The sequence below is a fragment of the Nonomuraea sp. NPDC049309 genome (assembly GCF_043196965.1).
GTDB lineage: Bacteria > Actinomycetota > Actinomycetes > Streptosporangiales > Streptosporangiaceae > Nonomuraea > Nonomuraea fastidiosa.
Window position 1 is genome coordinate 541,571 of record NZ_JBICSH010000003.1, and the last position, 23,021, is coordinate 564,591.

Genomic DNA, 23,021 nt, shown 5'->3' on the forward strand with positions numbered 1-23,021 from the left:
CCGGTCAGGGGGTCAGGCGGGCCAGCTCGTCCTGGACCGCCTGCGCCTCGGCCGCCCGTCCCGCCTTCTCCAGCAGCGCGAGCCTGCGCCGCAGCACGTCCTGGAGCAGCTCGGACGCGGTCTCGCGGGGGAGGCCGCGCAGCAGGCCGGCGGAGACGCGCAGCGCGGCGTCGGCGGCGTCGTCGCGCCCCAGGTCCTGCTGGCACGCGCCGAACCGGGCGTGCGCCACCGCCCGCGCCAGCGGGTCGCGCGTCACCTGCGTACCGCGGTGGAACACCAGCCCGGCCTCCAGCACCCGGCCCGCCTCCATCAGCGCGTCGCCCAGCATGAGCATCGCCCTGGACAGCAGCCCGGCCTGCATCGGGTTGTCAGGCGAGAAGCGTTCGAGCGCCGCCACCGCCTCCCGCAGCGGCTGCACCGCCTCCGCCGGCCGCCCCCGCATCCTCAGCGCTCCGGCCAGCGTCAGGCACGCGCCCGCCCTGCTGGTGTGCAGGGCCTGCGCGTTCGCGCCCGCGGCCAGCAGCTGGTCGTAGACGGTGATCGCCTCGCGGGCCCTCGCCTCCGCCTCGGTGCCGTCGTCCAGCCCGAGCAGGGGCAGCAGCTCGGAGCTCTGCGCCAGCGAGTCCGCGAGGACCGCCCGGTACGTCAGGTCGCCCGGCGTCCGCCTGGCCACCGGGATCAGGGCCTCCACCAGCGTGCCGGCCTCGGCCAGGCGGCCCAGCATCATGTGGCACCTGATCAGCCGCTGGGTGGCGAGGACCTGCTGGACGGTGCCCTGTTCGTAGGTGTTCGCGGCGATCTCGGCGTACTGGACGGCCTCCTCCGCGCGGCCCTCCGCCAGCAGGTCGTCGGCGATCAGCGCGGCCGTCTCGGCGGCGGCCCGCGGCTCGGGCAGCCCCCGGAACAGCCGCAACGCCTCCACCAGATGCGCCAGCGCCTCCCGCCCGCGCCCGGACATCCGCAGCACCCTGCCGCGCACCTGGATCGCCCGCGCCCGCACCAGCGGCAGCTCGACGTCGTCCTCGGCCGCCCTGTCCAGCTCGGCCAGCGACCACGCGATCGCCTCGAGCGCCGCCTGCGGCCGGTCGAGCGCGGCCAGCGCGGAGCCGAGCCGGGCGAACACCGCCGCCGCCACGGCCGGGTCGTCCAGCTCGTCGCACAGGTCCGCGGCCCGCTCGCAGTGCGCCAGCGCCTCCACCGCCCGGCCCTGGTCGAGCAGCGCCCCCGCGTAGCCGTGCAGGGTCTCCGCGAGCAGGCGCGGGTCGCGCTCGTCCAGCAGCACGACGGCCTGCTCCAGCACGGGCAGCGCGGGACGGGCGGCGGCGAGGGCGGCCAGCGCCCGGCCGAGAGGTTCGCGGTAGGCGGGGGAGACGGCGGCGAGCCCCCGGTACACGCGCACCGCCAGCTCCGCCACCTGGGCGGCGCTGCGCTGCGCGGTGGCGGCGAGGGTCATCAGGCAGCGGCCGTAGCGGTCGTGCACGTCCTGGCCGTCCTCGCCGCTGAGCGGCACCTCGCGCTCCAGCGCCTCGGTGAACGCGGCCAGCGGCTCGAGCAGCCCCCCGACGTCCACGGGTGCACCCTCATCGGACCGGGCCTCCCGCACCTCGCCCGCGTACTCGTCGAGCGCCGTGATGAGGGCGTCGAGCGCGTCCGGCTCCGGCAGCGGGCGGATGCCCAGGATCCGCGCGTACGGCTCGACCCCGGCGGACGGTCCCTCCCGCTCCACCCGCAGCCGCGCCAGCCGGACCAGCGCCCGCACGTGAACGCCCATGAAGTCGCCGGGCACCCGGCCCTCGCAGGCCGCCAGCTTCGCCGTGCCCTCGGCCAGCCGCGCCTCGGCCGCCTCCGGCTCGTGCAGCTCGGCCAGGCACAGCCCGGCCAGCTCGTGGCATCCGGCGGCGAGCAGCAGCTCGTCGCCGCCCGATGGCAGCGGCAGCAGCGCGAGCGCCCGGTCGGCGCAGGCCAGCGCGCCCGTGACGTCCTGGCGGGCGAAGCGGATCCCGGCCTGCAGCCGCAGCGCGCCGGCCAGCGCGATCGGCCGGGCCGCGTTCTCCTTCACCAGCGACGTGTACAGCTCGACCAGCCGCGCCGCCGCCGCCTCGGCGTCCGACGGGCAGTCGGCGCGCGACAGCGCGAACGTCTCCAGGATCAGCAGCTCGGCCAGCTCCGCGCGGGCGCCCGCCTGCGGCCTGCTCGCCTCGATCGCGGTCAGCAGGTGCGGGATCGCCTCCTTGTACCGCCCGAGCCCGACCAGCGACCGGCCGAGCGCCGCCGCCACCATGCCCACGGCGATCGCGTGCGGCCGGTCGGGCGCGGCATGCCGTTCGAGCAGCTCGGCCGCCTGCATGGCGAGCGCGAACCCCTCGCCCGCCCGTCCCGTGTCCGCCCACACCCGGGCGAGATCCGCCTGAGCCGACAGGTACGCGTGAATGCGCTCGATCTCCGGCCGACCGGCGCTTTCCACCGCCTCCCTGCACTCGGCGAGCCGCCGCTCCGCCCTGGCCACCGCCTCCTCCGTGCGGTCCAGCACCATCCGCAGCAGCCACGGCTCGCCGGCGGGCCGGTCCTGCTCGCCGCCCCTGCGCAGCCGTGCCCGCACCTCCAGGCCGAACCGGCGGTAGGAAGGGTCGTCGATGCTCAGCACGTCGTACAGCTCGGCCGCCATCTCCAGCTGCGCGAGACCGTCGGACGTGCGGCCCAGGCCGTCCAGGCACAGGCCGAGCAGCCGGCGGCCCCGCGCCTGCGCCGCCCGGTGCCCTTCGACCTCCGCCACCGGCACCGCCATCGCCTCCTGCAACGGCTCGAGCGCCTCGTCCGGCCGGTCGTCGGCCAGCAGCAGCTCGCCCAGGTCGAGCAGCCGGTCCGCCAGGGCGCTCCGGTGCTCGGCGGGATCGAGCGTCACGAGAGAGCGCAGGTTCCGTACCGACTCCGCCGCCGCCCTGATCGCCGCGTCCAGATCGTCCAGCCCCGCGTGCAGCCTCGACACCACGCCCGCCGCCGACGCCAGCATCGCCCGCAGCTCCGGCTCCTCGGCCGCCAGCCCGCGCAGCCGCGCCACCGCCTCCCCGGCCGGTGCCAGCGCCTCGGACGGCCTGCCGTTCGTCTCCAGCCAGGCGGCGGCGAAATGCAGCCCGTGCGCCACGTCCCGGTTCGTCGGCGCGACGCCCCTGAGCGCGGACGTGACCGCCACCGCCAGGCGCGCCGCCAGCTCCGGCAGCACCTCGGCCGTACCGACCTGGTCGGACGGCGCCAGCGGCTCCGGCCCGGCCACCACCTCCTGCGCCCCGGCGAACGGCAGCCCGCCGGAGGTCACCGCCGCGCCTTCACGCGCCACCGCCGCCGCAGCCCCGCCCGCGCCGGTGAGCCCGTTCGCGCCGGTGGGCCCGTTCGCGCCGGTGGGCCCGTTCGCGCCGTGGCCAGGACCAGGGCCAGGACCGGGGCCGGAGGCGGGCGGGACGGCGAGGAGGTCCGCCAGGCAGGACGCGAAGCCGGGATGCCCGCCCGCCGCCTCGAACGCCGCCACCGCCTCATCGACCCGCCCGCTCTCCAGCAGCGCGCACGCCACGTTGTACTGGGCGCGCGCGGCCGGCCAGGCGTAGCGGGGATCGTCCTCGGCGAGCACGCCGAACCGGGCCGCCGCCTCACGCGCGGGCTTGAGCGCTCCGTCCGCCTCGCCGCCGAGCAGCAGGTACGCCCCCAGCCCGAACAGCGCCTCCGCATGCCCCGCCGCGTCCTCGTACGGGGGAGCGCCCGCGTACACCTCCACGGCCTCACCCGCGGCCGCGACCGCCTCGCCCACCCTGCCGACGGCCGCCAGCCCGCGCGACCACCACGCCAGCGCCCCTGCCAGCGCGACCCGCTCCCCGGTGGTGCGCCGATGCCGCACGGTCAGCTCGGCGAGCGTCACGTCCAGCGCCCGCAGGCCGAGCCCGCCGTTGCGCAGGCCGGGACCGGCGTTCCCCGGCTGCGCCACGGGCAGCGCGGCCACCGCCTCGGCGAGCCGCCGATCGTCGGCGAACAAGGTCAGCGCGGCGCTGAGCACGTCGCCGAGCCTGCTCGCGGGATCGGCGACCGCCGCCGCGACCAGCCGGCCGATGCGGCTGGCGAGCAGCGACCACAGCGCCGCCCGCACCCGCTCGCGACCGGCCGCGAGGCGCAGGACGTCCAGCATCCGTACGAGGTGCGCCGTCGTCCTCGCCTCGTGGTCGTGGACGGCGAGGACGAGCGCGTCCAGGTCCTCGGTCGCGTCCAGCAGGTGCTCGGCCACCACGTCGAACCCGTGGACCGGCACCCCGAGCCGCCCCAGCCACCGCGCCACCTCCCCAGCGACCCCGCCCCCCGCACTGAACCCGGCCCCGCCTCCCGCTCCGGCGCTGGACCCGGCCCCGCCTCCCGCTCCGGCGCTGGACCCGGCCCCGCCTCCCGCTCCGGCACCTGCGGTGGGCCAGGCTCCGGAATCGGCCCCGCCTTCCGCCCTCGATCCGCTGCTAAGGGTGTCCGCGACGGCGCCCATGCCCGTGGTGCCGTAGTGAGCAGGGCTTTCGGCGAACCCGGGGCGGGCGGAGCCGCCTGTCGCGGTGGTGCGGGCGCGGATGCCCGGGACGGCCGTGAGCAGCGCGGGCAGCTCGTCGTCGCGTGCCGCGGTGAGCACCAGCACGGCCACCGCCTGCCACGCCGCCAGCTCGCCGAGCCGCCTCAGCCCCTCCGGCCTGCGCTCGGCCGGACTCTCGAACCACTCGAACGCGTCAGGCCGTGCGGCGGCCACATCACCGGAACGGTCCCGCAGCGGGCCGTGGCCGGCCGCGACGCCGGGCAGGCCGTGCTCCTCGGGCAGGTGAAGAGCCGCCTCGCCAGGCCGTTCGTGGGCTCCGGGTGGGTGAGTGAGCGTGTCGTCGGGCCGTTCGTGGGCTCCGGGTGGGTGAGTGAGCGTGTCGTCGGGCCGTTCGTGGGCTCCGGGCAGGTGAGTGAGCGCGTCGTCCGGCCGCTCGGGCGTCTCGGGCTGATGGGCGGTCGTGTCGTGGGGCCGGTCCGGGTCGTCCGGCCAGAGCCGGAGCCAGCGGGTCCACTCGCGGGCGACGAACCGGGCGATCAGCTCCTCGCCCCTCACGTGGAGCGCGCCGTCCAGCCACAGCAGCGCGGCCAGGTGCGCGTGCAGTGGCAGGCCGTACTCCGGGTCGTCGAGCCGGGGCAGGCCGGGCAGCGCGATCTCGCCCTGACCCGCCCCGGGCAGCACCGTCGTGTCCTGTTCCGTGCCGGGTGGCGCGGTCGTGTCCTGTCCCGTGCCGGGTGGCGCGGTCGTGTCCTGTCCCGCGCCGGGTGGCGCGGTCTCGGCCAGCGGCCGTGCGGGGTCAGGCTGCGGGGCGAGGCCGGGCTGCAGCGGGGTGGCGCCGAGGGCGGTGAAGGCGCGCATCGCGGCCAGCGCGTGCTCCCGGCGTTCGGGGAGCGTCAACGGGTGGCCGTTGAGCTGGACGGTTGTGGTGTTGAGGCGCCTGAGCCTGCCGCCGGCCGCCGTGTCCAGGCGGCGCCACCAGTCGCCGTCGCCGGGTTCGCGGGCGACCAGCAGCAGCCGTACGCGGGGGTTGCGGCCGTGCCGGGCCAGCCGCCGTACCAGCTCGCCCACCAGCGGCGGCGACGCCTCGGGCCCGTCGAGCACGACCAGCGTCGGACGTACGGCCTCGAACCGGACGCCCTGCCCCGCCGTGCCGCTCTGCCTGAGGTCGCCGGTGTGCGGCGCGGACAGCACGGCGGCGAGCGTGTCCAGCGGCAGGAACCCCGCGTCCCAGCCCAGCGCCGCAAGCTCCGCGCACAGCTCGCCGGCCAGCCGCGTCTTCCCGGTGCCGCCTCGCCCGGTCAGTACGGCGATCGACAGCGATGACGCCTCCCCGGCCCATGCGCGCAGCTCGCCGAGCGGCCGTTCCCGCCCCAGGAACGCCACCACGGCACGCTCCGCCGTCAGCTCGGCCCAGCCCGCCACGCCCGGCGAGCCCGCCACGCCCGGCGAGCCCTCCGGACGCGGAAAGGCCAGTGATCCTTGCGGGGGAGGGGGGACCTGCCCGCCGGTCAAGCCTGGCAGGGGAGGGTGGACCTGCCGGTCGGTTGCGCTCTGTGGGGACGAGGGGATCCGCCGGGTGATCGCGTCTGGCGGGGGAGGAGGGGCCGGCCGGACGGTGGCGGCCGGCGGGGCGGGCACGTCCGGGTAGGTGGGAGCGGCCAGGAGCGGCCCTGCTGCGGGCGTGGCCGGGACGTGCGGTCGAGCGGCCGTTAAGGAGCGGGCGGGGACGAGGAGGTGGCGGAGGGCGACGGCGGGGGCGGCGGGGACGGGTTCGATGCGCCACGGCGCGACCCCGGTCAGCTCGCGAAACCACTCGTCGGCGACCAGCGCGTTCACGGGCACGACGTCGAGCCGGCGCGGCGCGTACGCGGTGACGACGCCGACGATCTGCCCGGCCGGTTCGGCGAGCAGCGCGGCGCCGGGGAGCCCGTGCCAGAGTGCGGCGGGCCGCGTCTCGAGGTCGGGGCTCACCACGCGGGCCGTCAGCGCGCGCGACACCAAGCCGGCGGGCGGGTCCACCAGCCCGGTCACGGTCTCGGGCGGGCGCGCCGGGCCTCGTTCGCCGGCCTGCCCGAACCCCGACGCCACGCACCGGGCCGTCGCGCCCGCGACCCGCCCCCACCGGGTGTGCTCGATGCCCGCGACGGACGCCCAGGCCGGCTCGGAGACCCGCAGCAGCACCGCGTCCGCCCCGCCCGTCCCGCCCTTGGCCCGCCACACGGGTGCGGCCGGCAGCCACCGGTCCGACCACGCGGGCCGTACGTGGCAGGGCCCGCCGGTGTCCACGACCTGTCCCGAGGTCAGGACGAGATCGGGTCCGATCGCGTACGCGGAGCCGGTCACGCCGACGACGTCGTCATGACCGGAGAAGACCTCTGCGACCCTTTCGAGCCCGAGGCTGTGCGGTGGCGTGTGCATGGGTCCGCCTATCAGCTACGTCCCGCCGTGCCGTCCCCTGATCTGCGGCCGATCTCACTCACTATCGCACTACAGCCGGGAAATTTCCCGTCTTGTCAGGCCTTCTCGGTCGTGAGCCAGGCCGCCAGCCCCAGGTACACGAGCCCGCTGCCCACGTCGAGGCGCCGCCGGACGCGGGCCGACCCGCCCAGGCGGCCGGCGATCGCGGAGGACAGCAGCGCGTACGCGCCGTCCGACGCCACCCCGAGCACCACCCACAGCAGCCCGAACAGCAGGACCTGCGCCCAGACGGGCCCGGCCTCCGGATGCACGAACTGCGGCAGGAACGCCAGGAAGAACACCGCCGTCTTGGGGTTGAGCACGTTCACCACGAACCCCTCCCAGAACAGCCGCCGCCTGGTCTGCACGGGCAGCTCGATCGGCCGGTCGTCGCCGCCCCTGCGCAGCAGCCTGCTCGCTCCGAGGTAGAGCAGGTACGCCACGCCGGCCCACTTGACGACGGTGAACGCGGTGGCCGAGGCGGCGAGCAGGGCGCTGACGCCGAGCGCCGCGGCGGCGATGTGGACGAGCGAGCCCGCGTGCACGCCCAGCACCGACACCAGCCCCGCGCCACGGCCTTGGGCGACGCTCCTCGTGACGATGTAGAGCACCGCGGGCCCGGGGACGATCAGCAGCCCCAGGGTGGCGGCGCAGAAGAGGGCGAGCGTCGTGATGTCCGGCATGTGGCCATCGTAGGAACGGCGTCAAAGACTTTTCCGCAGCCGCCCGGCCGCGTCCTTGATGGCCTTCAGCAGGGCCTCCGTGGCGGGCGGGTGGGGCGGCTCGCCGTACACGGCGGCGTACACGTGCCGGAAGGATCCCGGCACCTTCCGCGCCCGCACGCCGGGGTGGCGGTGCGCGGCGAGCGCGAGGCCCGGCAGCAGCGTCACGCCGAGCCCGGCCGCGACGAGCGCCTGCACGGCCACGATGTCGTCGCTGGTGAACCCGATGCGCGGCTCGAACCCGGCTTTCGCGCACGCGTCGAGCAAGTGGCTGCGGCACCGGTCGCAGCCGCCGATCCAGGGCGAGTCCGCGTGGTCGGCGACCTCGCCGGGCTCGCCGGCGGCCAGCAGGTAGCCGGGGTCGTCGAAGAGGTGGATCAGGTGGAGCCCGGTGTCCTCGGGCGCGGTGTCGTCGTAGCGGAAGATGACCGCGACGTCGGCGCGCCCGGCGCGCAGCAGCCGCAGCGCTTCGGGCGGCTCGACCTCGGTGAGCTGCAGCCGCAGCCCGGGGTGCGTGCCGGCGAGCAGCGTGGCGGCGTCGGGGACGAACGTGCCGAGCGCCGACGGGAAGGCGGCCAGCCGCACCCGTCCGGAGCGCAGCCCCACGTGGGCGGCCAGTTCCTCGGCGGCGGCGTCGAGGCGTTCGATGATCTCGGCGGCGCGCTCGGCGAGCAGGCGGCCCGCCTCGGTGAGCCGGATGCCGCGTCCGGCCCGCTGGATGAGCTTGGCGCCGGTCTCGGCCTCCAGCCTCGCCAGGTGGTGGCTGACCGACGGCTGGGAGTAGTGCAGCTCCTTGGCGGCCTCGGTCAGCGACCCCTTGCGGGCGACCGCGAGGAGGACGCGCAGGCGGACCACATCCAGCATTCATCAAGCATATCTATCGATCAACCACAAGACATCTGTTGGACCTATCAGTCGAGGTGAGGGACCGTAGAGATGAAGGCAAAACGACGGACCTCGGCAGGGGGTTCACCATGGAAGCCGCCACCGCGAACGCCGCCACCGCGAACGCCGCCACGGCGAACACGCCCACCGGGAACAGGGCCGGGAACAGGGCCGGGAACAGCGCCACCGGGAACAGCGCCACTGGGAACAGGGCCACCGCGAACAGGGCCGCCGCGAACACCGCCACCGGGGACACGGCCGCCGCGAACGGGACCCCCGCGAACAGGGCCGGCGCGGACACGGCCACCGGCACCACCGTCGTACGGCCGGGGCTCGACGTCCTCGTGGCGGGCGTGTCGCGCATCGTGGCCCGCGGGCTCGACGCCCGGCGCACCGCGTTCGCCGTCGCCGACCTGCTCCGCGACCACCTGCCCGGCCTCGACGTGCTCACGCCGGGCGAGCGCGAGGGCTCGCCCGACGGGTACGTCTCCCACATCCTGCACGCCGAGGACGCCTTCTCGATCTGCGGCGTCGTCTGGCGCCCCGGCCAGGAGACCGCGATCCACGATCACGTGTCGTGGTGCACGTTCGGCATCATCAGCGGCATCGAGTACGAGATCCTCTACCGCGACATGGGCGACCACCTGGTGGAGATCGGGCGGGCCGCCAACCATCCTGGCGAGGTCAGCGGGTTCGCCCCGCCCGGGGACATCCACCGGGTGCGCAACACCAGCTCCGAGCTGGGGGTGTCGCTGCACGTGTACGGGGCGGACGTCGCCAGGCTCGGCAGCAGCATCCGCCGCGCCTACGACCTGCCCGTACGCTGACCGCTAGATGCCGAGCGCGGAGGGCAGGCTCAGCTCGTGCAGGAAGAGCGCCTCCGTCGTGGCGATGCGGCGCAGCTCCTCCAGGTCCACCCGCTCGTTGGGCGCGTGGATCGACGCCTCCTCGTCCTCTGCGCCGAACAGCAGGATCTCGGCCGCGGGGAACTGCTTGAGCAGGGCGCTGACCAGCGGGATCGAGCCACCGGCGCCGACGTCCCTGGGTGGGCGGCCGAACGCGCGCTCCATGGCGCGGTTGAGCGCGGCGCGGGCCTTGCCGCCGGAGTCGGCCTGGAAGCCGGCGCCGACCGTGAAGTCGCCGAACGACACCTGCACGCCCCACGGGGCCACCTGGCGCAGGAAGTCGGCCACCGCCTCGACCGTGGTCTTGGGGTCGCCCGCCGGAGGCACGCGGACCGTCACCCTGGCACGAGCCACGGGCTGGACGGCGTTGATGGCGCCGGAGACGCTGGGGACGTCGAGGCCGGTGACGGTGATCGCGTACGACGCCCAGAGCCGGTCGGCCAGCGAGCCGGAGCCGACGAGCGAGACGCCGTCGAGCACCCCCGCGGTCTGCCTGAACTCCTCCTCGGACGGGCCCTGGCCGAGGAACGTCCCGCGGGGCAGGCCGGGCACGCGGATGTCGCCGTTCTCGTCGTGCAGCGCGGTCAGCATGCGCATGAGCGCGGCCAGCGCGTCGGGGGCGGCGCCGCCGAAGGAGCCGCTGTGCACGGGCTCGCGCAGCGTGCGCACCTCGACGGTGAAGGCGGCCATGCCGCGCAGCGACGTGGTCACCGAGGGGTCGCCGACGCGCGGGTTGCCGGTGTCGGCCACCACGATGGTGTCGGCGCGCAGCAGGTCGGGGTTGCGCTCGACGAACGCCTCGAGACGGTCACCCGCGTACTCCTCCTGGCCCTCGATGATGACCTTGATCCCGACGGGGAAGTTCCCCTGGAACGCCCGCAGCGCCGTCACGTGGGAGATGACGCCCGACTTGTCGTCGGCGCAGCCGCGGCCGTAGAGGCGGCCGTCGATCAGCGTCGGCTCGAACGGCGGGGTGCGCCAGGCGGCCGGGTCGCCGGCGGGCTGGACGTCGTAGTGGGCGTACAGCAGCACGGTCGGCATGCCGGGCGGCGCGGGGGCCTCACCGAAGACGGCCGGGAAGCTGCCCTCGACGGGCACCTGCTGCACGCGCGGCAGGCCGGTGGAGCGCAGCAGCTCCTCCACCATCCCGGCGGCGGCGAGCACGGGCTCTTCGGGGTGCCCGGGGAAGGCCACGGAGGGGATGGCGGCCAGCCTCTTGAGCTCCTCGACGGCCTGCGGCATCGCGGCGGAGACAGCGTTCTCGATCTGTTCAGGAGTCACGGGACGGTCCCCCGGGGGTCGTTCTCATCAGTCGCGCCCGTGTACGGGCGCTCACGGCAGTTCGGGTCTCATTGGACCACAACCGGTCCTGTGCTGCGGAAACGGCGCAGGGCGCGGTTGCGGACCCGCGGGCTAATGTACCTGCGGATTTCGTCGCCGTTACATATGGGTTTTGCGGATCCCGATTTTCTTGCATATTGCTGCAACCGATTCGCTTGGCAACTCCGCAGGTGTACGTGCAGACTGTGGGGAGTTGAGACACGAGGGACGATAACCATGACGCAGCCGGAACTCGACGTCCTGAATGCCGCTCAGGACCACCTGTGGTTGCACTTCACCCGACACAGCGCCTACGAGCAGTCCGAGATCCCGACCATCGTGCGTGGCGAGGGGTCCTACGTCTACGACATCCACGGCAAGCGCTACCTCGACGGCCTGGCCGGGCTGTTCGTGGTCCAGGTGGGTCACGGCCGGCAGGAGCTGGCCGAGGCCGCCGCCAAGCAGGCACAGGAGCTCGCGTTCTTCCCGCTGTGGTCCTACGCGCACCCCAAGGCCGCCGAGCTGGCACAGCGCCTGGCCGCCCTCGCCCCCGGCGAGCTGAACCGCGTCTTCTTCACCACCGGCGGCGGCGAGGCCGTCGAGACCGCGTGGAAGCTCGCCAAGCAGTACTTCAAGCTCATCGGCAAGCCGCTCAAGCACAAGGTCATCAGCCGGCAGATCGCCTACCACGGCACCACGCAGGGCGCGCTGTCCATCACCGGCGTCCCCGCGTTCAAGCAGATGTTCGAGCCGCTGGTGCCGGGCTCGATCCGGGTGCCCAACACTAACCACTACCGCGCCGACGAGATCACCGGCGTCCCCGGCATGAGTCCCGAGCAGTACGGGCAGTGGGCCGCCGACCGGGTGGCCCGCGCCATCGAGATGGAGGGCCCCGACACGGTGGCCGCCGTCTTCGCCGAGCCCGTGCAGAACGCCGGCGGCTGCTTCCCGCCGCCTCCCGGCTACTTCCAGCGGCTGCGCGAGATCTGCGACGAGTACGACGTGCTGCTCGTCTCCGACGAGGTCATCTGCGCCTTCGGCCGGCTCGGCACCATGTTCGGCGGCCAGAAGTTCGACTACGTGCCCGACATCATCACCTGCGCCAAGGGCATGACCAGCGGCTACTCCCCGATCGGGGCGATGATCGCGCACGAGCGGCTGTTCGAGCCGTTCAAGAGCGGCGACACCATGTTCCCCCACGGCTACACCTTCGGCGGCCACCCCGTCTCCGCCGCCGTCGCCCTGGCCAACCTCGACATCTTCGAGCGCGAAGACCTGCTCGGCCACGTCACCGCCAACGAGCCGCTCTTCCGCCGGACCCTCGACGACCTGCGCGACCTGCCGATCGTCGGAGACGTGCGCGGCTCCGGCTACTTCTGGGGGATCGAGCTGGTCAAGGACAAGGCCACCAAGCAGACGTTCGACGCCGCGGAGTCCGAGCGGCTGCTGCGCGGCTTCCTGTCCAAGGCGTTGTTCGACGCCGGCCTGTACTGCCGGGCCGACGACCGCGGCGACCCCGTCATCCAGCTCGCGCCGCCGCTGATCGCCGGGCCGAAGGAGTTCGCCGAGATCGGCGAGATCCTGCGCGGCGTGCTCACCGAGGCGTGGGCACGGCTTTGACACCCTCCCACCCGGTACGACGGTGTGCCGGTTCCCGAAAGGACCCACCGCAATGAAGATCGGCGTCCCAGCCGAGGTCAAGAACCACGAATACCGTGTCGCCGCCACCCCGTCAGGCGTGCACGAGCTGGTGCGCAACGGGCACGACGTCACCGTACAGCGGGGCGCCGGCCTGGGCTCGCAGATCACCGACGAGGAGTACCTGGCCGCGGGCGCCAAGATCGTCGACTCCGCGGACGCCGTATGGGCCGAGGCGGACATGGTCCTCAAGGTGAAGGAGCCCATCGAGGAGGAGTACCACCGGCTGCGCGAGGGCCTGGTCCTGTTCACCTACCTGCACCTCGCCGCCTCCAAGCCGTGCACCGACGCGCTGCTCGCCGCCCGCACGACCGGCATCGCGTACGAGACCGTGCAGGTGGGCAACGCGCTGCCGCTGCTCGCGCCCATGTCCGAGGTCGCCGGGCGGCTCGCGCCGCAGGTGGGCGCCTACAACCTCATGCGCTTCAACGGCGGCAGGGGCATCCTGCCCGGCGGCGTGCCCGGTGTGGCCCCCGCCAAGGTCGTCGTCATCGGCGGCGGCGTCTCCGGGCTGAACGCCGCGCAGGTCGCCGTCGGCATGGGCGCCGACGTCACCGTGCTCGACACCAACATCGACCGGCTGCGCCAGATCGACGCCATCTACCAGGGCAGGCTCAAGACGCTGGTGTCCACCTCGTACGCGATCGAGCAGGAGGTGCTGCAGGCCGACCTCGTCATCGGCGCGGTGCTCATCCCCGGCGCCAAGGCCCCGACGCTGGTCTCCAACGACCTGGTCTCCCGCATGAAGCCCGGCTCCGTGCTGGTGGACATCGCCATCGACCAGGGCGGCTGCTTCGAGGACTCCCGGCCCACCACGCACGCCGACCCGACGTACAAGGTGCACGAGTCGATCTTCTACTGCGTGGCCAACATGCCCGGCTCCGTGGCCAACACCTCGACGTACGCGCTGACCAACGCGACGCTGCCGTACGCGGTCAAGCTGGCCAACCTGGGCTGGCGCGACGCGCTCAAGAGCGACCCCGCGCTGGCGAGCGGCCTCAACACCCACGGCGGGCTGCTCACCAACGAGCCCGTGGCGCAGGCCCTCGGCCTGCCGTACACGCCGGTGTCCGAGGTCCTGTAAGACCGCTCACCGGACGCCGAGGCGGCGGCGCAGGTCGCGGGCCGTGGTCAGGACGTGCTCCAGCTCGCCCTGACCCGGCCACGGCGCGCTGCCCGGACGCAGCAGCGTGCCGCGCACCGACGCCAGGTGCTCGACCGCGCTGAGATGCACGCCGCTGCGCGCCACCAGCCAGGCCACCACGTCGGAGTGGTCGTGCAGCGGCCGGGTGACGACGTCCCACGTGCTCAGCACCTCGACCATGTCGGCCACCGAGGGCGGGACGCCGCCGCCGCGCGCGATCGCCGCGGCGGCCAGCTCCGCCCTGGCCGTCAGCTCCGGCTCGGCCGGCCGCGCCCAGGCGGGCGGCGGCGGGTCGGACAGCCAGATCTGCGCCTCGCCGTGCTCGCCCGCCGCCGACAGCAGGCCGCCCAGCTCGATCGCGGCCTCATGGTGCCCGGCCTGCGCGGCCTGGCGGAAGAAGTGGCGGCCGCCCGCGAAGTCACCGAACTCGGCGATCAGCAGCAGCCCGTAGTTGTAGGCGGCCTCGGGGTCGCCGCTCGCCGCCGCCCGGCCGAACCAGTGGCTGGCCGCCGCCGTGTCGCCGAGCTCCACGCAGACGAACCCGGCCATCCGCTGGTCGCACGCCCGCCCGGCGGCCGCCGCCTGCTCGAACCAGCCGCGCGCCGTACGCAGGTCGCCCCGGGACAGCGCCACCCCGCCCAGCCGCGACGCCGCGCCCGGATGCTCGCTCTTGGCGGCCAGCCGGTAGTACGCCTCGGCGCCCTCGGGGTCGCGGGTCGCGTCGAGGAACAGGCCGAGACAGTACGCCGACTCGGCGTGGCCGCCCCGCGCCGCGCACTCCCACCAGTGCAGGGTCTCCGCATCGTCGCCCGCGCAGTAGGCCAGGAACCCCAGGTCGTGGGCCGAGGCCACGTCGCCGTCCGCCGCCGCCCTGCGATGCCACTCCCGGGCCGCGCCCAGCTCGCCCGACTCCTCGCACATCAGCGCCAGCCGCCTGGCCGCCGCCCGCGACCCCGCCGCCGCCGCGGTCTCGAACCACCTCCTGGCCGCCTCCGGGTCGCCCCGCTGCTCCAGCAGCAGCGTCGCCAGGTTGGTCGCCGCCTCGGCGTCGCCGGTGCTCGCCGCCGCCTCGTACCAGGTGACGGCCTCCTCCAGGCTGCCGTGCTTCTCGTGCCAGATGCCCAGGTTGTACGCGCTGTCGACGTTGCCGCCCGCGGCGGCGCGCTCCCACCAGTGCTTGGCCGCCGCGCGCTCGCCGTGCTGGGCGTAGAGCTTGCCCAGCCGGTGCGCGGCGCGCGCGTCACCCGCCTGCGCGGCGGCCAGCAGCTCGGGTTCGTCTCCTGCGCGCGGCGCCGGCACCGCCACCTCTCCTCGCCAGGCCATGGCGACAGAGTGGCACGTGATCACCCGATCGCGAACCGTAATCGCCTCATGCTTCACGAGAAGTTGATGAAGCCCGCGTACATGCCCATCCCGCAGACGTAGCGGAGCGTGCCGGGAGGGTGGGGCGGCAGGCGTACGGTGGCGGGCAGCGCCACGTCACGCCCGTCGATCACGACGGTGTCCGTGCAGCCCCGATCCAGTACCTCGAACACCACCACGACCTCGGTGTTCGCGCGGAGATCCACCATGGCGGGCCGGTAGCCGTCGCGGGTGGCCCACACGGTCACCGACGTGGGCGCGGGGCCCTGCGGCCTGGCCTCGGCGGGCGCGGGGGCGCCCAGCCAGCCGCCGAGGCTGATGCCCGACCCGGCCGTCCAGAGGCCGGCGGCCAGCGCCACCACCCCGGCCGCGCGCGCCAGGCGCGTCCTGGAGATGCGCCGCAGCACGTACCCGAGGAGCGCGAACGCCGGCGCGGTGCCCGCCACGAACCCCGCCATCACCGCGGCCCCCGCCAGTGGCGAGCCGCTGGAGATCGCGACCATCTCCATGCCGAGCGTGACCCCGCAGGGCACGAGGATGGTGGCCGCGCCCAGCAGCGGGGCTCTCCACCGGGAGATGACAGCGGGCCTGGCCGCGGGCTTCCCATGTGTCGCGTGCTCCCGGGCGGCCATGGGCTCGTCACCGGTCGCGTGCTCGTGGCCGGCCGCAGGTTCCCGGCCGGGCGCGTGCGTCCGGCCGGTTGCGCATGCCGCGGGATCCGAGCAGGCCGAGTGCTCCGCCCTCGCCTCGGAGCCGTCTGCCGGATCCGTTCCCGCCGCGTGGTCCTCACAGCTCGCGCGCCCCCGCCTGATCAGCCGTACGGCGAAGACCACGACGGTGACTCCCGCCGCGACGAGCAGCACCGCTCGCGCCTGAGGCGGCAGGCTGACGGCCGAACCGAGCAGCCCGAGCAGCGCCCCCGCCGCGGTGTGTGAGGCCAGCCGTCCGGCGAGGAACCAGCCCACCAGCGCGGGATCACGCCCCCTCCGGTCGCCGGCGAGCCCGATGAGCAGCCCGCCCTGCGCCGCCGTACAGGTGGCGGTTCCCGCGAGCAGACCGGCGGCGGCCCCGCCGGCCAGCAGGGTGAGGGCCTGCGCGCTCAGGGTACGAGCGCCAGGCTGTCCAGAGACCCGCTCTTGGCGGCCTCAACGATCGAACTGAACTGGTCGAGGCTCATCTCGACGCGCTGCCCGAAGTCGTCGACGATGATCACCTGGCGCTCCTCGGGCGCCGTGTGATCGACGAACAGCTCGGGGCAGCCACAGCTGCACTGGCCGCAGAACTTGGCGATGGACCGCATTCTTGTCCCCACTTTCGATGTATCCGTAGACGAAACGTAACGCGAGTCCATAAATGCGGCCAGTGACAGTTGTTTCACTCAAAGTGATGTTTACGATGCGCCGCCGCGGAGAACGGACATCTTTTCGAAGTACTCGTCGTCCGTCATCTCGCCGCGAGCGTACCTCTCGGCGAGGATCCGCTCCGCGGACGCCGTCGGCGGCTCCGCCGGCGCGAACGGCGGCCTGCCGCCCGCGCGCCGCGGCCCCCACCAGCCCTTGCGGAAGCCGACGACGGCCAGCGTGATGAGCGCCACCCAGAACAGGCCCCAGGCGATGGGGAAGATCGGCCAGAAGCCCGCCGCGGCCGGGCCCCAGTGGGGCGCCATCATGGCGATGGTGTGCATGTTCTCCTCCTTCGAACGTCGTGACTCAAGCGTCCTGCGAAGGAGGCTCCGGCGAATCGGACGCCGGGCTCTGTCCGCGCTGCGCCAGGAGGAGTGCGCCGGCGGCGCCCGCGTACGACGGGAGGGGTAGGCCGCGAGCCGGTATCGGCTATTCGGCCGGGGAGGCCGGCTCGCGGGCCTCGAGGAGAAACCGCGTCGAATGCGCCAGGTCGAAGACGTCGTCGGCGAACGGCAGGCGCGGCTCGTCGTCGTCCGCCACCACCCACGCGCCGCGCGGCCGCAGCCGGGCGGCGGCCAGTGCCAGGTCGGGCGGGTACGACTCGGTCGCCACGGCGGCGATCCGGCACTTCGCGGACCGGGCCGGGCTCTTTGCGGGAAGACCTTGCCGGACCAGGCCTGGCCGAGCCGGGCGGGTGCATCTTCGTCCGGGCTCGCCCGCTGGGACGGGCTCGAGGAGGGTGATCCGGGGCGGCAGGGGCGGCGGCCCTCCCAGGTGCCGGTCAGGAGCTCGTGAGGCGGGTGCGGAGTTTGGCGCGGTCCAGGCCGAGCTGGTCGATCAGCTGGGCGACCGGGTCGGGGCGGGGCTGGTCGAGGAGGCCGAGGATCAGGTGGCGGGGCAGCTCGGCGTTCCTGACGCGGGCGGGGAGCGCCCTGACCGACTTGTTCAGCACCGCGCGGGCGCTCGAGGTCAGCATGGTGGCCGGAACGGGCGGATGGCGCGGGGTCAGGGGCAGCTCGCCGACCTCCAGGCCGAGCATGCGCAGGGCCGCCCGGTCGAGCTCGTCGAGCGCGGCCCTGGCGGCGGCGAGGTCGACGCCGAGCAGCTGCGCGGACTTCTTGTGGTGGAGGAGGCCGAGGAACAGGTGCTCGGTGCCGAGCCGCCGGTCCCCGCGCATGCGCGCCTCCTCGAAGCCCGCTTTGACGATGATCGTCACCGGGCTCTTCTCTCTGCCGAACATCGGTCTCCTCACTTGCCGTATTTGGCGTGTACGGACTGGCGTGACATGCCGAGCGCGTCACCGATCTGCTCCCAGGTCCAGCCCTGCTCCCTGGCGAGCGCCACGGACACCGCCTCCACCTGCTCGGCCAGCCGGTGCAGCGCACCGACCGCGCGCAGGCCCATGGCGGGATCGTTGGCCCTGATCCGCTCGGCGATCTCTGTTACATCCACGCTTGTCAGGCTAGCTTGACACGCACGATTGTGTCAACCTAGCCTGACAGGCATGGTAGATGTGCTGATCGTGGGAGCGGGCCCCGTAGGGCTGATGCTCGCCTGCGAGCTGCGGCTCGCCGGCGCCCGCCGATCGTGCTGGAGAAGAGGTCCGAGCCGAGCGACCTGCCCAAGGCCAACGGCCTTGTCGGGCAGATCGTCGAGCTGCTCGACCACAGAGGGCTGCTGGAGCGTTTCAGCGAGGGCAGCCCGTACGCCGGCCGCGCGCCGGGTTTCCCGTTCGGAGAGGTGCCGCTGCGGTTCGACGGCATCGCCGACATCCCGCTGCGGCTGCTGCTCATCCAGCAGCCGGAGCTGGAACGGCGGCTCGCCGAGCGGGCGCGCGAGCTGGGAGTCGAGATCAGGCGGGGCTGCGAGGTGCGCGCGCTCGCCCAGGACGGCGAGGGGGTGACATTGAGCACCTCGGCAGGCGAGCTGCGGGCCGCGTACGCGGTCGGCTGCGACGGCGCGGGCAGCCTCGTCCGCGAGCAGGCCGGCATCGCCTTCCCCACGACCGACGAGGAGGGCCTGCTGCTCGGCCACTTCACCGCGGGCCCCGAGGCGTTCGCCGCGATGGAGGCGACCGGCCTGCACCCGGGCTGGAACCGCAGGCCGCACGGCCGCGTGCTGGTCACGTCGCTGCGCGACGGCGCGATCATCGCCGCGGTGCGGGAAGGCCGCGCCTGCCAGGACGGCCCCGTGAGCCTGGCGGACTTCCAGGCCGCCGTACGCCGGGTGCTCGGCAGGGAGCTGCCCCTGGGCGAGCCGATCTGGCTGTCGGGGACGTCATCCCAGGCCAGGCTGGCCGAGCGGCACCGCAGCGGCCGGGTGTTCCTGGCGGGCGATGCGGCCCACCTGTTCCCGGCCGGCGGCTCGGCGCTCAACGCCGGCATGACCGACGCCGTCAACCTCGCCTGGAAGCTCGCGGGCAGGCTGCGCGGGCGGGTGAGCGAGGAGGTGCTGGACACCTACGAAAGCGAGCGGCGGGAATTCGCGCGCAGGACGCTGCTACAGGCCCGGGCGCAGGCCGCCATCGACAGGGCGGAGGGCGAGACGGGCGAGGCGCTGCGGGCGCTGCTCGCCGAGGTCTTCGCGTTCGAGGGCCCGGCCCGCCACCTGGCGACCCTGCTGCACGACGCGGGCGTCCGCTATCCGAGCGGTGAGGGCGCGCATCCGCTGGCCGGCCGGTTCGTGCCCGACCTGGCGCTGCACGGCGGGCGGCGAGTGGCCGAGCTGATGCGCGAGGCCCGGCCCGTGCTGCTCGACCTGGGCGGCGGTGCCGCCCTGGACGACGACTGGGTGCGGGTGGTCAGGGCGTCCTGCGACGACCCGCCCGCCGACACCCTGCTGATCCGCCCGGACGGCTATGTGGCCTGGGCGGGCGCCGACGGGGTCGAGGCGGCGGCGGAGCACTGGTTCGGCCGCGCCGGCACCCGTGCGGAATCCGTCGTCTGAGCCCTCACAGCCAGCCCGGCTTGACCAGGCCCGACTCGTACGCGATCACCACGAGCTGGGCCCGGTCGCGGGCGTGCAGCTTCATCATGGCCCGGCTCACGTGCGTCTTGGCCGTCGCGGGCGACATGAACAGCTTGGCCGCGATCTCGTCGTTCGTCATCCCGGTGCCGACCAGTGCGAGCACCTCGCGCTCGCGCTCGGTGAGCTGGTCGAGCCCGTCGGTGGCGACGGGCTCCTTGGCGCGGGATGCGTACTCGGCGATGAGCCTGCGGGTGACGCTCGGCGACAGCAGCGCGTCACCGGCCGCCACCACCCTGACGGCCTGGATGAGGTCGGCGGGCTCGGTGTCCTTGACGAGGAAGCCGCTGGCGCCGCTGCGCAGCGCCTCGAAGACGTACTCGTCCAGCTCGAACGTGGTGAGGATGATGATCCGCGGGCCCTCGGGCATCTGGCGGGTGGCGGTGAGCCCGTCGGTGCCGGGCATGCGGATGTCCATGAGCACGACGTCCGGCCGGTGCCGGGTCGCCAGCCGGACGGCTTCCGCGCCGTCGGACGCCTCGGCCACCACGGTCATGTCCTGCTGCGCGTCGAGCAGCGCCTTGAAACCCGCGCGGACCAGCGCCTGGTCGTCCGCGAGCAGCACTTTGATCATGAACTCTCCTTGGGTAGGGGCAGCCTGGCCTCGACCTGGAATCCGTCGCCGTGCGGGCCGGCGACGAGGGTGCCGCCGAGCGCGGAGGCCCGCTCGCGCATGCCGGGGATGCCGTTGCCGCTGCCCTCGCCGGCCAGCGGGGCGGGCCCGGCGGCGCCGGTGTCGGTGACCCGGATGAGCAGCTCGTCCTCGCCGAAGTCGAGCAGGACGCGCACGTCGGCGCCTGGTGCGTATCTGCCGGCGTTGGTGAGCGACTCCTGCACGATCCGGTACGCCGCCCGCTCCACCTGCGGCGGCAGCGGCCTGGAGCCGTTGCGTTCGAGCGTCACCTTCTGCCCGGAGCGCTCGATCAGCTCGTCGAGCCGGTCGAGGTGGGCGGTGGGGGAACGGGGCGCACCCTCGCGCAGCACGTTGAGCACCGAGCGCATCTCGCCCAGCACCTCCTTGGAGGCCGTCTTGATGGTGGCCAGGGCGGTGCGGGCCTGCTCGGGGTTGTCGTCGATGAGGTGGAGCGCGGTGCTGGCCTGGACGTGGATGAGCGAGATGTTGTGCGCGAGCACGTCGTGCAGCTCCTGCGCCATCGTGAGGCGTTCCTCACTGGCCTGCCGCCTGGCCTCCTCCTCGGCGGTGCGCTCGCGCTCGCGCCGCCGCTCGTTCGCGATCCTGACCAGCTCGGCGATGACCATCAGCAGCATGTTCGCGGTGAGCACCCACACGCTGTGGAAGAAGTCGGACGAGCCGATCGACCAGGCGTAGGCGAGGTACGACAGCACCGCCACCCCGGCCATGGCCCAGCCGAGCGCCCTCCGCCCTCGTACGACCAGGAGGACCAGCAGGACGGCCGGGCTGATGAAGGCGGGCCCGTAGGCGTAGCCGAAGTGGAGGAACAGGTTGCTCGCGACCAGCGCGCCGAGGGTGGTGAGCAGCGGGAAGCGGCGGTGCAGCAGCACCATCACCGGTCCGATCGCGAGCAGCGCGAAGGCGCGGCCGTCGAGCGGCTCGCGCCAGCCGGCCTGCCCCCAGGAGGCGCCCCGGGCGATCACCGCCTGGGCCACGGCCACGATCAGCGCGAGAAAGGGGTCGAAGCCGGATCTACGCACGAGACCACGCTAAGTCAAGCTTCTGACCAGCGCATCACCCTGATGTGTGACCGGCCTCTACCACAACGGGCGTAGCTGGGTCATCGTGGGAAACATGCGCCGTGCGATCTTTTCCGCAGCAGCAGCAGTCCTCGTGTCGCTCACGTCCGCCCCCGCGGCGTCGGCACAATCCACCCCCCAGCAGCCCCAGCGGCCACAGGCATTCCAGCAGCGGCACGACCCGCGCAAGGTGCCCGTGGCGGAGGGATACGGCGGCGCCGTCGCGACCGTCGACCACGATGCCACCAAGGCCGCGATATCGGTGCTCAAGAAGGGCGGCAACGCGATCGACGCCGCCGTGGCGGCGGGCGCCGTGCTGGGCATCACCGAGCCGTACTCGGCCGGCCTGACCGGCGGCGGCTTCATGGTCTATTACGACGCCGGGAAACGTAAGGTCTTCACCATCGACGGCAGGGAGACCGCGCCGCGCAAGATGACCGCCACGTCGCTGGAGGGCATCCCGTTCGACGAGGCCGTCACCAGCGGCCTGTCGGCGGGCGTGCCCGGCACGGTGGCGAACTGGGATCTGGCGCTGCGCACGTTCGGCACGTACTCGCTCAAGCAGGCGCTCCAGCCGGCCATCGAGGTGGCCACGAAGGGCTTCGTGGTCGATCAGACCTTCCACGACCAGACGGCGGCCAACGCCGACCGCTTCAAGGACTTCACCTCCACCGCCCGCCTCTACCTGCCGAACGGCGCCCCGCCGCCGGTCGGCTCGGTGTTCAAGAACCCCGAGCTGGCGAACACTTACCGGGAGCTGGGCAAGCGCGGCCCCGGCTGGCTGTACGGCGGCGGGCTGGGCAAGGAGATCGTGGCCACGGTCAAGCGGCCCCCGGTCACGCCGGGCAGCACCCGCAACGTCAGGCCGGGCCTGATGGAGCTGTCCGACCTGCGCGCCTACCGCGCCCTGCTGCGCGAGCCGACCAAGGTCTCGTACAAGGGCCTGGAGGTGTACGGCATGGCGCCGCCGTCGTCGGGCGGCTCCACGGTCGGCGAGGCGCTCAACATCCTGGAGGCGCTGCCGCAGGTCGGCCTGCACGAATACCTGGAGGCGTCCCGGCTGGCCTTCGCCGACCGCGGCGCGTACGTCGGCGACATCCCGCGCGTACCGCTCAAGGAGCTGCTGTCGGACGGCTTCGCCAAGGAGCGCGCCTGCCTGATCGGGCAGACCGCGATGCCGCACCCGGCCGCGCCCGGCGATCCCGACGGCCGCTACGGCCGCTGCGACCGGCCGAGCGGCACCGCCACCCCGGTCGCCAAGGAGGGCCCGGAGACGACCCACCTGGTGGTGGCCGACCGCTGGGGCAACGTGGTCGCCTACAACCTGACCATCGAGTCCACCGGCGGCAACGGCATCGTGGTGCCCGGCCGCGGCGTGCTGCTCAACAACGAGCTGACCGACTTCACCTTCGGCCCCGCGCCGGGCGATCCGAACCTGCCCGGCCCCGGCAAGCGGCCGCGCTCGTCGATGGCGCCGACGCTGGTGTTCGACGACGGCAGGCCGGTGCTCGCGGTCGGCTCGCCCGGCGGCTCCACGATCATCACGACCGTGCTGCAGATCCTGCTCAACCGCTACGACTGGGGCATGACGCTGCCCGAGGCGCTGGCCGCGCCGCGCGCCACGCAGCGCAACACCGAGCGGACCGAGGCCGAGCCCGCGTTCCTGGCCGCGCACCAGGCGGAGCTGGAGTCGATGGGGCACGCGTTCACGGAGAACCCCGAGATCGGGGCCGCGACGGCGCTGGAGTTCCTGGGCCGGGGCCGCATCCAGGCGGTGGCCGAGCCGACCAGGCGCGGCGGCGGCAGCGCGATGGTGGTCTCCACGCGCCGCTGACG

Annotated in this window: 18 protein-coding genes and 1 pseudogene; 6 read left to right on the forward strand and 13 right to left on the reverse strand. The window is 74.0% G+C overall.

Annotated elements, in window-relative coordinates:
- Positions 1-4 precede the first annotated feature (4 nt).
- The 3 genes from ACGFIM_RS23090 to ACGFIM_RS23100 all read right to left on the reverse strand — a co-directional run bounded on the left by ACGFIM_RS23090 (position 5) and on the right by ACGFIM_RS23100 (position 8,595).
- Positions 5-6,970, reverse strand: coding sequence for a hypothetical protein (locus ACGFIM_RS23090; protein ID WP_393203400.1), 6,966 nt, complete (start codon positions 6,968-6,970; stop codon positions 5-7).
- A gap of 95 nt (positions 6,971-7,065) precedes the next feature.
- Positions 7,066-7,692 (reverse strand): LysE family translocator, encoded by a 627-nt coding sequence (locus ACGFIM_RS23095; protein WP_393203402.1) that lies wholly within the window; start codon positions 7,690-7,692, stop codon positions 7,066-7,068.
- A 21-nt stretch (positions 7,693-7,713) separates the two neighbouring features.
- Entirely contained in the window at positions 7,714-8,595 is an 882-nt protein-coding gene (locus ACGFIM_RS23100) for a LysR family transcriptional regulator (protein ID WP_393203404.1), read from the reverse strand.
- 110 nt (positions 8,596-8,705) lie between these two features.
- On the opposite strand from ACGFIM_RS23100, the gene ACGFIM_RS23105 reads away from it, so the two are divergent.
- On the forward strand, positions 8,706-9,443 hold the full coding sequence (locus tag ACGFIM_RS23105; RefSeq protein ID WP_393203406.1) for a cysteine dioxygenase: 738 nt from the start codon (positions 8,706-8,708) through the stop codon (positions 9,441-9,443).
- A 3-nt stretch (positions 9,444-9,446) separates the two neighbouring features.
- Here ACGFIM_RS23105 and ACGFIM_RS23110 read toward each other — a convergent pair whose 3' ends face one another.
- Positions 9,447-10,802: a dipeptidase gene (locus tag ACGFIM_RS23110; RefSeq protein ID WP_393203408.1), complete on the reverse strand. Its 1,356-nt coding sequence runs from the start codon at positions 10,800-10,802 to the stop codon at positions 9,447-9,449.
- A 276-nt stretch (positions 10,803-11,078) separates the two neighbouring features.
- Here ACGFIM_RS23110 and ACGFIM_RS23115 point away from each other — a divergent pair, with 276 nt between their 5' ends.
- Entirely contained in the window at positions 11,079-12,461 is a 1,383-nt protein-coding gene (locus ACGFIM_RS23115) for an aspartate aminotransferase family protein (protein ID WP_393203410.1), read from the forward strand.
- 52 nt (positions 12,462-12,513) lie between these two features.
- Positions 12,514-13,623 (forward strand): alanine dehydrogenase, encoded by a 1,110-nt coding sequence (gene ald / locus ACGFIM_RS23120; protein WP_393203412.1) that lies wholly within the window; start codon positions 12,514-12,516, stop codon positions 13,621-13,623.
- Between the two features lie 6 nt (positions 13,624-13,629).
- Here the strand turns inward: ald and ACGFIM_RS23125 are convergent, their stop codons facing one another.
- The 7 genes from ACGFIM_RS23125 to ACGFIM_RS23155 form a co-directional block, all read right to left on the reverse strand.
- Entirely contained in the window at positions 13,630-15,006 is a 1,377-nt protein-coding gene (locus tag ACGFIM_RS23125; RefSeq protein WP_393203414.1) for a sel1 repeat family protein, read from the reverse strand.
- Between the two features lie 53 nt (positions 15,007-15,059).
- Positions 15,060-16,148 carry a sulfite exporter TauE/SafE family protein gene (locus tag ACGFIM_RS23130; protein ID WP_393204170.1) on the reverse strand — a complete coding sequence of 363 codons (1,089 nt, stop codon included), beginning with the start codon at positions 16,146-16,148 and terminating at the stop codon, positions 15,060-15,062.
- Positions 16,145-16,345, reverse strand: a complete 201-nt coding sequence (locus ACGFIM_RS23135) for a hypothetical protein (RefSeq protein ID WP_393203416.1) — start codon at positions 16,343-16,345, stop codon at positions 16,145-16,147. Before ACGFIM_RS23135 ends, ACGFIM_RS23130 begins: the two co-directional genes overlap by 4 nt.
- Positions 16,346-16,435: 90 nt before the next feature.
- Complete coding sequence (locus tag ACGFIM_RS23140; RefSeq protein ID WP_393203418.1) at positions 16,436-16,729, reverse strand: SHOCT domain-containing protein; 294 nt, start codon at positions 16,727-16,729, stop codon at positions 16,436-16,438.
- A gap of 148 nt (positions 16,730-16,877) precedes the next feature.
- Positions 16,878-17,060, reverse strand: coding sequence for a hypothetical protein (locus tag ACGFIM_RS23145; protein ID WP_393203420.1), 183 nt, complete (start codon positions 17,058-17,060; stop codon positions 16,878-16,880).
- A 169-nt stretch (positions 17,061-17,229) separates the two neighbouring features.
- Entirely contained in the window at positions 17,230-17,688 is a 459-nt protein-coding gene (locus ACGFIM_RS23150) for a Clp protease N-terminal domain-containing protein (RefSeq protein ID WP_393203422.1), read from the reverse strand.
- Between the two features lie 8 nt (positions 17,689-17,696).
- A complete protein-coding gene (locus ACGFIM_RS23155; protein ID WP_393203423.1) occupies positions 17,697-17,900 on the reverse strand; it encodes a hypothetical protein in 204 nt (67 codons plus the stop codon).
- 94 nt (positions 17,901-17,994) lie between these two features.
- On the opposite strand from ACGFIM_RS23155, the pseudogene ACGFIM_RS23160 reads away from it, so the two are divergent.
- Together ACGFIM_RS23160 and ACGFIM_RS23165 are read left to right on the forward strand one after the other, a co-directional pair.
- Positions 17,995-18,887: pseudogene (locus tag ACGFIM_RS23160) on the forward strand (FAD-dependent monooxygenase); the annotation flags it as partial.
- A 9-nt stretch (positions 18,888-18,896) separates the two neighbouring features.
- Positions 18,897-19,394, forward strand: coding sequence for a hypothetical protein (locus ACGFIM_RS23165; RefSeq protein ID WP_393204172.1), 498 nt, complete (start codon positions 18,897-18,899; stop codon positions 19,392-19,394).
- A 4-nt stretch (positions 19,395-19,398) separates the two neighbouring features.
- On the opposite strand, the gene ACGFIM_RS23170 is transcribed toward ACGFIM_RS23165, so the two are convergent.
- The gene (locus ACGFIM_RS23170; RefSeq protein WP_393203425.1) at positions 19,399-20,046 is read right to left on the reverse strand and encodes a response regulator; all 648 of its coding nucleotides are present in this window, start codon (positions 20,044-20,046) and stop codon (positions 19,399-19,401) included.
- Positions 20,043-21,146, reverse strand: coding sequence for a sensor histidine kinase (locus ACGFIM_RS23175; RefSeq protein ID WP_393203427.1), 1,104 nt, complete (start codon positions 21,144-21,146; stop codon positions 20,043-20,045). The genes ACGFIM_RS23170 and ACGFIM_RS23175 overlap by 4 nt, the downstream gene beginning before the upstream one ends.
- A 94-nt stretch (positions 21,147-21,240) precedes the next feature.
- On the opposite strand from ACGFIM_RS23175, the gene ggt reads away from it, so the two are divergent.
- Positions 21,241-23,019 (forward strand): gamma-glutamyltransferase, encoded by a 1,779-nt coding sequence (gene ggt / locus ACGFIM_RS23180; protein ID WP_393203429.1) that lies wholly within the window; start codon positions 21,241-21,243, stop codon positions 23,017-23,019.
- Positions 23,020-23,021 lie beyond the last annotated feature (2 nt).